Raw genomic sequence first — 10,910 nt, forward strand, 5'->3', positions numbered from 1 at the left:
CGGCCGGGGGCGCGTCACAGGTGTGGGGGGAGGTCGCGGCGGGACGGGACGGAGAGTTTGCGCAAGGTCCTGGCCACGTGGTTCTCGACGGTTCTGGTGGACAGGTGGAGTTCTGCGGCGATCTGGCGGTTGGTCAGGCCGGTGGCCGCGAGTTCGGCGACCTCCCGTTCGCGGGGCGAGAGTCCGGGGTGGGCGGGCCGGCCGGAGCGTGGGGGTGTGGCGGCGCGCAGTTGGGAGCGGATGCGGGCGGCGTCGTGGGTGGCGCCGAGGTCGGTGAGCAGGCGGAGGGCGCCGGTCAGTCCGTCGAGGACGTCCCGGTCCGCGGCCCCGCCGTTTCCCGCTGCCGCGGCGCAGCGGGCCGCGGCCTCCGCCGCCAGGGCGGACAGGTACGGCCGGGGCAGGGCGGCGTAGGCGGCCGCGCCGGCGCGGTAGGCCGCCGCGGCGCCCGGGAGGTCCCCGTCGTGTTCGGCGAGCGTGGCGTGGCACCACTGCCGGGCGGCTGCCGCGAGGGGCAGGTGCGGGGTGGCGGGGGCGGTGCGGAGGTCCTCGGCCATCGCCCGGGCGGTGGCGGGGTCGCCCGCGGCCAGGACCGCGGTGACGGCCCAGGGCGCGAGTTCCGCCGCCCAGGCCCAGATGCCCTTGCTCCGTAGCCGGGCCCAGGCCTGGGTCGCGTGCGTCCGGGCGTCCTGGTGGTCGCCGCGGGCCAGGGCCAGGCGTACGAGCACGGTCGAGGAGAGCACCGCGACCGGTGCCAGCTGCTGGTCCGGGTGCGGGGCCGGGCCGCCGGCCAGCCAGGCCCGGGACTGCGACCATTCGCCCCGGGCGAGGCACAGCGAGGCGAGGACGGTCCGGGCCTCGTGGCCGAGCACCGGGGTCCGGGCGGTGTCCGCGACCAGTTCGGCGGCGCGGTCGGCGAGGCCGGTCCAGCGGCCGGTGGCCCAGTCGAGGAGGAGCCGGACGCTGCGGATGCCGTGGGCGACGTGGGGCCCGGCCCGGTGGCGTTCGGCCAGGGCCGCGCTGCGGTCGAGGAAGGCCCGGCTGTCCTCGTAGCGGCCGAGCCACAGGGTCGCGTCGGCGGCGTTGCACAGGGCGCGGGCCCGGTGGCCGGCCGAGGCGGCGCCCGCCGGGTCCTCGCCGTCGTGCGGTGACCGGGGCGGGAGTGCCCGCTCGGCCCCGGGGTCGTCGAGGGTCAGGAGCAGCGCGATGAGGTTGGCGTCGACGGCGGCCCGCAGGACGGGATCGGTGGTGGCGGCGACCGCGGCGAGGGCCCGCCGCGCGAAGTGCCGGTGTTCGGCGAGCGGGATGCCGGGCCAGTGCGGCATCGACATCGCGGCCATGACCCGTGCGGCGAGGCCGAGTTCGCCCGGGAGGGTGCCGGCGGTGCGGGCCAGCCGCAGCCAGCCGTCGTGGTCCGGTGCCGTCGGGGTGCACAGCGACAGCCCCTGGAGCACCCGGGCCTGGGCGCGCAGCGGCCCCGGCAGCCCCGGCGTGCGGGTGAGGGTGTCGAGCAGGGTGCTGGCGTCCCGGGGCGTGAGCCCGGCGACGTGGCGCAGGGCGGTGGTGGCGAGCCTGGCGCGGCCGGGGCCGGGGATCCGGCGGTCGACGAGCAACTCCTGGAGGAGCCGGGCGGCTTCGCGGTGCTCACCGGCGGCGGCATGGGCGCCGGTGGCGCGTTCGGCGGCCCGGACCAGGCCGCGCCGGACGCCGGCCGCGCGCAGGTGCCCGGCGACCTCCGGCCAGGGGACGTCGGTGCGCCGCCGCAGCACCTGGGCCGCCCGGTGGTGCAGGTCGAAGCGTTCGGCGGGGGGCAGACCGGCGGCCACGGCCCGGGCGGCGAGCGGTACGGGGAAGCCGTACCGACGGGGGTCGAGGTCCGTCAGCGCGGCGCTGGCGAGGGCCGCGAGGAGCCCGGTGCGGACCTCCCAGGCGGGCAGCCCGGTGAGGGCGGCCAGTTCGGCCTCGGAGGCCGGTCCGGCCAGCACCGCCGCGGCCCGCACCAGGCGCCGGGCGTCCGGTGGCAGGGCGGTGAGCCGGCCCAGCACGGTCTCCGACAGGCGCGGCGGGGCCTCCAGCGCCTCGATGTCGTCCGCCGTCGGCCCGTCCGGGGCCGTTTCCGCGAGGACGGGCAGGACGTCCACGAGCACCTGGGCGACTCCGCCGGTCACCGCGTACAGCCGCCCGATCACGGCCTCCGGGCACCGCTCGCCCAGGGCCCGTCCGATCAACTGCCGTGCCACCGGGGCGGGGAGCGGGCCGGTCCGTTCCCGGAGGACGGCGGTGCCGGGCGGGCAGTCGAGCGGCTCGCCCAGCGGGGGGCGGCCGGCCGGGAGGTCCTCGGGTCGCCAGGTCAGCACCAGGGCACGCCCGGTCGGGAGGGTGCGGGACAGCCGCCGGAGGCCGCGCCGGACGGGCTCGTCGGCGCGGTGGACGTCCTCCACGACCAGCAGGGTCGGGGCCGTGGACCGGGCCGCGGCGTCGAAGGCGCGCTGCGCCTCGTCCTCGGACAGCTCGGCGCAGGTGAGGGTCAGACAGGCGGATCCGGCCGGGCGTCGTCGGCGCAGGGCCTCCACGAGGTGCGACTTTCCGGTGCCCGCGGGCCCCTCGACCAGCAGGACCGTCGGGGGCCGGGCGGGGCCGGTGAGGGAGCCGTGGAGTACGGCCCGCCAGGCTTCGCCCATGCTTGCCTCCGCTCGTCCGGGGGGCGGGTCTCCACGGTGCCGGACGGAGCGTCGGTCAACCAGGCTCCGGTGCAGTGGAGTTGATTGAGTATGGGTAGTTCCGGCGGCCGGATTGTACGCCGCTGAGGTCTGGACCACGCTGATGGCCACCCGGCTCCGCCCGCCGGTCGCCGGAACCTCCACACTCCCGGTCACCGGAACCTCCACACCCCCGGTTCCTCCCGGCGGGCGGCGTCCGGCATTCCGTCAGGTCCCCCCACGCCTCTGGAGTGTCATGAACATGGCATCACTGTTCCGCTCGTCCCAGCTGAGGACCGCGGCCGCGGCCGTCGTCACGTGCGCCCTCGCGACCGCCGGCGCCGTGCTGGCCCCCGCTGCCCAGGCCTCCCCGGCCACGTCCCCGATCGCGTCCCTGGCCGCGTCCGTGGCCCGTGCCGAGCACCCGTCCACCCCGAAGGCCGACGCGCCCATGGGTGCCCCCGTCGCCGGCCGGGTCCTCGGCGAAGCCGGCATCAGGCCGCAGGACCGACCCGGCGTCCAGCGGTTCCGCGAGCTGCGCGCGGGTCTCGCGGCGCCGGACCGACCCTCGGTGGGCGCCGCCGGGCGCACGACCCCGGAGGGCGCGAACCTTGCCGAGCTGGCCCACCGCTGGTGGGGCACCGAGCTGGGCCCCAACGGCAACACCGGCTTCGACGGCGTGACCGCCACCCACACCCTCGACGCCTCGCTGCGCCTCAGCGGGGCCGACGACTTCCTCTACGCCCCCACCACCAAGGCGCGCGCCAGCTCCTGCATCGAGCTGGTCACCGTCCACACCCAGGCCAGCGCCCAGGTGTGGGCCTGGGACTGGTGCAACGCCGACCCCGCCCAACAGGTCGGCGCGACCGTCGACATCGACTCCGCCTTCCTCCAGAAGTACGGCAGCACCGTGAACGGCCGCTCCGCCTACACCGTCCGGATCCAGCTCACCGACGCCGGGGCCAACGCCTGGACCGCCTCGCTCTACAACGTCACCACCGGCACCTGGGACCCGTTCTTCACCAGCCAGGGCACCGACCAGACCACCCTCGCCTACGGCTGGGACATGTTCGAGTACTACTCCGACCAGACGGCCTCCGGATCCGTGGGCGTCTGCCAGGACCTCAGCGGACGGGTCGTCGAGACGACCGGGCTGAAGGTCCACGACCCCGCCACCGGTGCCTGGACCGACGCCGGGCCCGCGAATTCCACCGTCTTCCCCGACGCCACCATGAACCCCTCGGACTACTTCTGCCCCGGCATAGCCGGCCGGATGGCCGCGCCGTACAGCGCCTGGCAGGTGTCCGTCCGCTGACCCGGACGCGAACGCTGACGCGAACGCTGACGCGAACGCTGACGCGAACGCTGACGCGAACGCTGACGCGCGGGATCGCACCGGGGGCGGAAGGAGCCGGGTGCCAGCGTGGCGGCCGCCCCGGGTGGGGGTGGCCGCCACGCTGTGCGCGGGCCGTGCCGATGCCGTCCGGCCCCTTGTCAAAGGTTAGGGAGGTTTCCTAATTTGATGTCATGTCCGAGACATCACGGCACTCCCGGCGTTCCCTCCTGCGCGTCGGTGCGGCGGGCGGCGCGGCCTTCGCCGGCGGCCTCCTGCTGCCCGGAGCCGCCCGGGCCTCCGCCCCGCTCCCCACCGCCCTCGACAATCCGACCATCCCCGCACCCCGGAGCGAGCGGACCGCCGGGTCCGCGCTCCGGCCCTTCGGCCGGCACCTCGCCTTCGGTGCCGACCCGTCCCGTCAGGTCGTCGTCTCCTGGCAGGTGCCGGACGCGGTGACCGCCCCCTTCGTCCGGCTCGGCCTCCAGCCCGGCGACCTCGGCGCGCAGCTCCCCGCCGAAGTCCGCACCCTGGTCAGCCGACTCTCCTGGCAGCGCCCGGTCGAGGGCCAGTCCCTGGCCAAGCCCACCACCGTCACCCAGTACTACCTGCACGCGCAGGTGGACCAGCTGATCCCGGACACCACCTACTACTACGTCGTCGGCCACCAGGGGTACGACCCGGCCGGCCGGGCCGGCGGGTCCGGCGATGTGGCGAGCTTCCGCACCGCACCCGCCCCCGGGCGCGGCGCCGGGTTCACCTTCACGGCCTTCGGCGACCAGGGCATCGGGTCCGACGCCACCGCCACCGGCAACCTGATCGCCGGCCTCGACCCCGCCTTCCACCTCCACATGGGCGACCTGTCGTACGCCAACAGCGGCGGCAGCGGCACCACCGACGACGCGTACGACGCCCGCCTGTGGGACTCCTTCTTCGTCCAGAACGACCACGTCGCGGCGCGGACCCCGTGGATGGTGGCGGTCGGCAACCACGAGATGGAGCCGTGGTACGGGGACGACGGCTACGGCGGCGTCCGCGCCCGGTTCACGATGCCCGACAACGCCTGGAGCCGCTCGACGGGCATCTACTCCTGGCGCTACCAGAACGTCGGCCTGATCAGCCTCGACGGCAACGACGTCTGCTTCAACACCCCCGCCAACCTCGACCACACCAAGGGCAGACAGCGGAAGTGGCTGGACAGCCGGCTCGCCGCGCTGCGCGCGGACCCCGGCATCGACTTCATCGTCGTCTACCTGCACCAGTGCACGTACTCCACCTGCCACGACAACGGGGCCGAGCTCGGCGCGCAGCAGGACTGGGCCCCGCTGTTCGACGAGTACCAGGTGGACCTGGTGCTCAGCGGCCACAACCACGTCTACGAGCGGACCGACCCCATCCGGGCCGGAAGGGCCACCCGCACGGTCGCCTCCGGTGACACCGTCGACCCGGTGAAGGACGGCACCACGTACGTGGTCGCGGGCGGCGGTGGCGGCGGGCTCTACACGTTCCCGGCCTCCGACACCTACCTGGGGCACGAGACCCCGAACGACGACCCGGTGCCGATGGTGGTCTCCGAGCGGAGCGGCCACGAGCAGACCGTCGAGGTCACCTGGTCCAGGGTCCGTTACACCGGCTACTGCCTGGTGGCGGTCGACGTGACCCCCGCTGTCGCCGGCGGCGCACCGGCCCGGATGGAGGTGCGGTCCGTCACCGAGGACGGCACGGCCGTGGACCGGGTCACCGTGCAACGCGGCTGATGCCGTCCGGAGTCCGGGGCGGCGGTAGGCGGTGGCCGCCCCCCTGCGGCCTCGGCGATCTACGCTGTCACCGTTGCCCATGACGTTTCAGCGGCCCGGCGTCCCGGCGAGCCGGGGCCTTCCCGGTACCAGGACCGCTCCGGCCGCCGGCCGCCGGTGGAAGGGGGCAGTGCGATGGATGCCGCTGACAGCAGGACCAGGGCCGCGATCGAGGAGCACTGGCGGGCGTCGGAACGCGGGGACGGCGACGCCGAGCACGCCGTCTACGCGGCGGACGCGATCCTCGACTACCCCCAGTCGGGCGAACGGTTCCGGGGCCGTGCGGCGATCTCGGCGCAACGCGGCGGCCACCCCGCCGACCGGCACTTCACCGTCCACCGGATCACCGGCGGCGGGGACCTGTGGGTGAGCGAGTGCGTCATCACGTACGACGGGGTGCCCACCTACTCGGTGAGCATCATGGAATTCGCCGACGGGCAGGTGGTGCACGAGACGCAGTACTTCGCGGACGCCTTCGGTGCGCCCGAACGGCGGGCGGCGCTCGCGGAGCCGATGCCGGGCAGGACCATCACCGGGGCCTGACCCGCCGGGAGCCCTCCGGGGTGGTGGGGAGCACGGGCCCCGTCGCCACCCCGGAGGTCTGCGCGGTGACCGGCCCCGGCCGACGCCGGCGACGCCCGCGCTCGGCCCGGTCCGGTGGCCGGTCTAGTAGCCGGTGATGACGAACTGCTGGAACCCGGCGTACTGGCCGCTCTGGTCCTGGCAACCGAAGTCGCGCAGCCCGTAGTTGCTGTCGTCGATGCACTTGCCCGTCGCCACGCTCTGGAACACCGTGGTGTTGGGGGCCGAGCCCGGGATGGGCCAGAACTGCTGGAATCCGGCGTACTGGCCGCTCTGGTCCTGGCAACCGAAGTCGCGCAGCCCGTAGTTGCTGTCGTCGACGCACTTGCCCGTCGCCTTGTTCTGGATCACGACGGAACCGTTGGGCTGGACGAGGAGCAGGAACTGCTGGAAGGCCGCGTACTGGCCGTACGGGTCCTGACAGCCGAAGTCGCGCAGCCCGTAGTTGCTGTCGTCGACGCACTTGCCCGTCGCCACGCTCTTCAGCGTGTTGTAGCCGGTGTACGCACCCGGGCTGAGGTGCCGCGAAGCCGTCGTGTCGGCGGAGGCGGTGCCGCCGGCGAACACTGAACCGAGAAGTGCCGCGGCGCCGACCGCGGCGCCCATCCACTTGCGCATGTGACGATGTCCCCTCATCGAGATTGGCTGGCTCGGACCGACCGCGGCCGACGGGTCCTGCTCCGCCGCCTGCGGCCCGCGCAGCAGCCTGCCGGGTGCCGGCTCGGCGAGGAACGACGTTGACTGGACGTTGTCCTGACACTTCGTCGGCCGGTGCGGCGGCGTTTCCGACGAGGCCGCCGGGTATGCGGCGGCGGGGGTGCCGAACGGGCGTGACGACGGGGGCGGATGAGACCGGTGCGAGCGGTCAGGGGGTGGGCGCGGCGCCGAGCGGGACCCGCTCGTCAAGGGTGGCAGTGGGCCTGGTGTGCGGGGGCAGGGGCTTCGCCGCGGGGGCGGCCAGCTGCGGGTCGACGGTGAGGGCGGTGACGCCGAGCGGCTCGGTGAGGGCGCGCAGGGCGGGCTCGGCCAGGGTGATCCAGGGCTGGTCCGGGCCGAGGACGGCGGTGAGCCGCTCCTCGGAGGTGAAGGCGACCGCGGTCCGGTCGCCCAGCGCGGTACGGAAGACACGGGCCGTGTGGCCCAACGGGCCCGACCGGACGGGTACCAGGAGAGGTCCGGTCGGGTTGCGTTCGGACGGTTCCGGGTCCTCGGCGTACAGGCGCTGGCTCATGGTGTTCCTCCACGGGGATGCGGGCTGGCGGCGCACCCCGGGATCGCCGGGGTGCGCCACCGAGGCTATGCCCGCGAGCGGAGGGCGGGAGCGCCGTCCTGACGTCTCCCTGACTCCGGCCGGTCGGATCCTTATGGTCTGTTGACGATCGTGCCGGTCCTGGCGGTGCGGCCCGGAGGGGGTGCGGTCAGGTGACCGTCTCGTGCGGGCCCCAGAGGCCCTCCAGGGCCGTCCCGGCCTGGTCGGCCAGGGTCACCGCGACCAGGCGCGCCTGCCGGGAGGGCGCCGCGCCGGGGGTGGGCTGCATCAGGTAGCGGCCGATGTACTTCCCGTTCCCGAACAGTCGCAGTTCCACGTCCTCGTCGGGCAGGCCCAGCCGGTCGGCGTCCCACGGCTTGCGGGCGACGGTGACCGAGCCGTCGTGCTCCAGGCGCGGCGGGTGGCCCAGCAGTGAGCCGTACTCGAACCGGCAGCCGCGCAGTTGCAGCAGGTCGATCAGTTCGGCCTGGACGTGGTCGACCACGGTGAGGGCGGTGCCGGCGGTGCGGGCCAGCACGGTGGTGTCGTGGATCCGGGCCAGGTAGCCCGCGTCGGTGATCGCGACGACCTCGAAGTGTCTCGCCCTGGCCGCCAGTTGGGAGACGACCAGGCCGACGCAGAGCAGCAGCACCGCGGTGGTGAGGTCGCCGGACTTGCTGATCGAGAACCGCTCGTAGGGGCGGGTGAAGAAGAAGTCGAAGCCGGCGGCCGCCACCACCGCGGCCACCGCGCCGGCGCTCCGGCGGCCGAGGGCGGCCACCGCCACCACGACCACCACCAGCAGCAGGGCGACGTCGGTGCCGGCGATGCCGGCCCGCCACGGCAGCAGCACCGCGCAGAGGGCGAGCGGGGCGGCCACGGCCGCGAACAGCGGCAGCCGGGTCCGAGCGGTGAAACGGCGCATCGTACACCTCCTGATGTCCGGTGTAGCACTCCCGGGCTGGTGGGAAGGGGCCGTCGTCGGTCCCTTGGCGAATCCCTTGCGCGGCCGTTCGGGGGCCCGGCCGTTCCGGGGGACCCCGGCGTTCCGGTTCGGCGGCGAGTGGTGCGAAGGACGCGTCAAGACGGCGGCCGGACCCGTCAAGAAGGCGTATGGACGGGCCGGTGCGGGCCCGGTCGCACCTAGCGTGAGCTGCGAGGAAGCGGTTCGTCGCCCGGGCGTGGGGCCTGGCGGCGGACCGCTTCGCCGAGTCCCGACCCGGGCGGGTTCCCCCGGGGACGGTTCGGCGGCCTGTGAAACAGGGGGAGGGGGCGCGCGGCGATGCCAACGGGTACGTCGGGCGGTACCGCCGTCGTGGGGAAGCCGGTCGCGTCGGAGACGGCGCACCGGACGACGGCCGTACCGCTTCCCGTACCGCGCGCCCCCCGTCACCGGCTCCGGTGACCTGTCCGGCTCCCGTTCCTTCCGCCGCTTCCCGTCGCGCCCCCGGGCCGGCGCGGGAAGTCTCGCAAATTCCTTAGCCCCGCCGGTGGTTCGCTGGCTGTGCCGAGAGCGGACCGCGAGCAGTGGCTGAAGGGGAACGGATGTCCAAGCGAGCACTGATCACCGGGGTGACCGGCCAGGACGGGTCTTACCTGGCCGAGCACCTCATCTCCCTGGGGTACCAGGTGTGGGGCCTGAGTCGGGGGCAGGCCAACCCCCGGAAGGACCGGGTCAGTCGGCTGATCCCGGAACTGCGGTTCGTCGACGGCGACTTGATGGACCAGACCAGTCTGGTGTCCGCGGTCGACACGATCCAGCCGGACGAGGTGTACAACCTCGGGGCGATCTCCTTCGTGCCGATGTCCTGGCGTCAGCCGGAACTCGTCACCGAGGTCAACGGCACCGGCGTGCTGCGGGTGCTGGAGGCGATCCGGATGGTCAGCGGGATCAACAAGCCGGCCGCGACCGGCGGCGGGGACGGGCAGATCCGCTTCTACCAGGCCTCCAGCTCCGAGATGTTCGGCATGGTCGCGGAGACCCCGCAGCACGAGCACACCCGGTTCCACCCGCGCAGCCCGTACGGGGTGGTGAAGACCTACGGGCACTACATCACCCGCAACTACCGCGAGTCCTACGGGATGTACGGCGTCTCCGGGATCCTGTTCAACCACGAGTCGCCGCGCCGCGGTGCGGAGTTCGTGACCAGGAAGATCTCGCTCGCGGTCGCGCAGATCAAGCTCGGCCTCCAGGACCGGCTGCTGCTCGGCAACCTCGACGCCGTCCGCGACTGGGGCTTCGCCGGGGACTACGTCCGGGCGATGCACCTGATGCTCCAGCAGGACGAGCCGGGCGACTACATCATCGGGACCGGCCGGATGCACTCGGTGCGCGACGCGGCCCGGATCGCCTTCGCCTGCGTGGGCCTGGACTGGGAGGAGTACGTCGAGGTCGACCCCGCGCTGGTGCGGCCCGCCGAGGTGGAGACGCTCTGCGCGGACGCGCGGAACGCGCACCGCGTCCTGGGCTGGGAACCGACGGTCGACTTCCCCGAACTGATGCGGATGATGGTCGAGTCCGACCTCGAACAGGCCCGGCTGGCCCGCGACTACGGCGAGGTGCTGACCGGCGCCCGCTGGTGACGGCGGGCCCGGGCGACAGGGCGGTGGGGGACCGGGCGGTACAGCCCGGTCCCCCACCGCCCTACAGCCGTTCGGCGCCCGGGACGGCCGTCGGGCGGGAGAGCTCCAGGATCGCCAGCGCTATCCCGGCGCCCTGGTCGCCCAGCCGGGCCGCGTACCGGCGCAGCATCGCGTTCTCCTGGGCCAGGCTGGTGGTCGGCAACCCGGCCGCGCGGCGGCTCAGTTGGTGGCCGCGGGCCAGTCGGATCCGCTGGACCAGCTGAGCGATCAGCTGCTCGTCGAGCGCGCTCAACTCCTCCGCCGTGTCGTCCGCGGCGGCCTCGGTGGGCCACGGCGGTCTCGGCTGGTCCCCGTGCGGGACGGTTTCGGGCATGGCGGTCATCCTCGTCGACGTCGGTGGCCCGCGGCGCGCCCGACGGACCGCACCCAGGGCTCGCGCATCCGACGATCCAGCCGGAACGCCCGGCAATTCCCTAGAGTCCACGGCCCCGCCGCCCCGGGCGCCCTCGGCCGGACCGCGGGAGGAGACAGACCCTAGGGATTTCCCGTGCCCGCTCGATCGAGACTGATCGCCGAAGTGCGGGAATGCGAGCGCCGCGCGTGCGGAGCACGCGGGCCGTCCACAGCGGACCCCTGCCGTTCGCCGGTCCTCCAGATGGGTTGCGTCGATG

The 10,910-nt window shown here is 74.3% G+C and carries 9 protein-coding genes; 4 read left to right on the plus strand and 5 right to left on the minus strand.

Translation table 11 applies throughout. From position 1 onward, the window contains the following. Positions 1–14: 14 nt before the first annotated feature. Complete coding sequence (locus tag ACIP4P_RS05945) at positions 15–2,678, minus strand: LuxR C-terminal-related transcriptional regulator (RefSeq protein WP_400915180.1); 2,664 nt, start codon at positions 2,676–2,678, stop codon at positions 15–17. A gap of 280 nt (positions 2,679–2,958) precedes the next feature. Here ACIP4P_RS05945 and ACIP4P_RS05950 point away from each other — a divergent pair, with 280 nt between their 5' ends. The 3 genes from ACIP4P_RS05950 (at position 2,959) to ACIP4P_RS05960 (ending at position 6,368) form a co-directional block, all read left to right on the plus strand. After that, complete coding sequence (locus ACIP4P_RS05950) at positions 2,959–4,011, plus strand: hypothetical protein (RefSeq protein ID WP_400915182.1); 1,053 nt, start codon at positions 2,959–2,961, stop codon at positions 4,009–4,011. Positions 4,012–4,223: 212 nt separating this feature from the next. After that, complete coding sequence (locus tag ACIP4P_RS05955) at positions 4,224–5,786, plus strand: purple acid phosphatase family protein (RefSeq protein WP_400915184.1); 1,563 nt, start codon at positions 4,224–4,226, stop codon at positions 5,784–5,786. A gap of 174 nt (positions 5,787–5,960) precedes the next feature. Beyond that, on the plus strand, positions 5,961–6,368 hold the full coding sequence (locus tag ACIP4P_RS05960; protein WP_400915186.1) for a nuclear transport factor 2 family protein: 408 nt from the start codon (positions 5,961–5,963) through the stop codon (positions 6,366–6,368). A 123-nt stretch (positions 6,369–6,491) separates the two neighbouring features. Here ACIP4P_RS05960 and ACIP4P_RS05965 read toward each other — a convergent pair whose 3' ends face one another. The 3 genes from ACIP4P_RS05965 to ACIP4P_RS05975 form a co-directional block, all read right to left on the minus strand. Continuing rightward, entirely contained in the window at positions 6,492–7,025 is a 534-nt protein-coding gene (locus tag ACIP4P_RS05965; RefSeq protein WP_400915188.1) for an RICIN domain-containing protein, read from the minus strand. A 247-nt stretch (positions 7,026–7,272) separates the two neighbouring features. Beyond that, complete coding sequence (locus ACIP4P_RS05970) at positions 7,273–7,638, minus strand: SAV_915 family protein (RefSeq protein ID WP_400915190.1); 366 nt, start codon at positions 7,636–7,638, stop codon at positions 7,273–7,275. A gap of 187 nt (positions 7,639–7,825) precedes the next feature. After that, a complete protein-coding gene (locus ACIP4P_RS05975; protein WP_400915191.1) occupies positions 7,826–8,581 on the minus strand; it encodes a DUF4118 domain-containing protein in 756 nt (251 codons plus the stop codon). Positions 8,582–9,201: 620 nt separating this feature from the next. On the opposite strand from ACIP4P_RS05975, the gene ACIP4P_RS05980 reads away from it, so the two are divergent. Beyond that, complete coding sequence (locus ACIP4P_RS05980) at positions 9,202–10,239, plus strand: GDP-mannose 4,6-dehydratase (protein WP_350518857.1); 1,038 nt, start codon at positions 9,202–9,204, stop codon at positions 10,237–10,239. Between the two features lie 61 nt (positions 10,240–10,300). On the opposite strand, the gene ACIP4P_RS05985 is transcribed toward ACIP4P_RS05980, so the two are convergent. Further along, positions 10,301–10,612 (minus strand): hypothetical protein, encoded by a 312-nt coding sequence (locus ACIP4P_RS05985; RefSeq protein ID WP_400915193.1) that lies wholly within the window; start codon positions 10,610–10,612, stop codon positions 10,301–10,303. Between the last annotated feature and the right edge of the window lie 298 nt (positions 10,613–10,910).

The sequence above is a fragment of the Kitasatospora sp. NPDC089509 genome, assembly GCF_044749365.1.
In the GTDB taxonomy this organism is placed as follows: Bacteria; Actinomycetota; Actinomycetes; order Streptomycetales; family Streptomycetaceae; genus Kitasatospora.

Coding starts and splice junctions, on each gene's coding strand:
- ACIP4P_RS05945 (WP_400915180.1), bottom strand. CDS start 2,678: ATGGGCGAAGCCTGGCGGGCCGTACTCCACGGCTCCCTCACCGGCCCC.
- ACIP4P_RS05950 (WP_400915182.1), top strand. CDS start 2,959: ATGGCATCACTGTTCCGCTCGTCCCAGCTGAGGACCGCGGCCGCGGCC.
- ACIP4P_RS05955 (WP_400915184.1), top strand. CDS start 4,224: ATGTCCGAGACATCACGGCACTCCCGGCGTTCCCTCCTGCGCGTCGGT.
- ACIP4P_RS05960 (WP_400915186.1), top strand. CDS start 5,961: ATGGATGCCGCTGACAGCAGGACCAGGGCCGCGATCGAGGAGCACTGG.
- ACIP4P_RS05965 (WP_400915188.1), bottom strand. CDS start 7,025: ATGCGCAAGTGGATGGGCGCCGCGGTCGGCGCCGCGGCACTTCTCGGT.
- ACIP4P_RS05970 (WP_400915190.1), bottom strand. CDS start 7,638: ATGAGCCAGCGCCTGTACGCCGAGGACCCGGAACCGTCCGAACGCAAC.
- ACIP4P_RS05975 (WP_400915191.1), bottom strand. CDS start 8,581: ATGCGCCGTTTCACCGCTCGGACCCGGCTGCCGCTGTTCGCGGCCGTG.
- ACIP4P_RS05980 (WP_350518857.1), top strand. CDS start 9,202: ATGTCCAAGCGAGCACTGATCACCGGGGTGACCGGCCAGGACGGGTCT.
- ACIP4P_RS05985 (WP_400915193.1), bottom strand. CDS start 10,612: ATGCCCGAAACCGTCCCGCACGGGGACCAGCCGAGACCGCCGTGGCCC.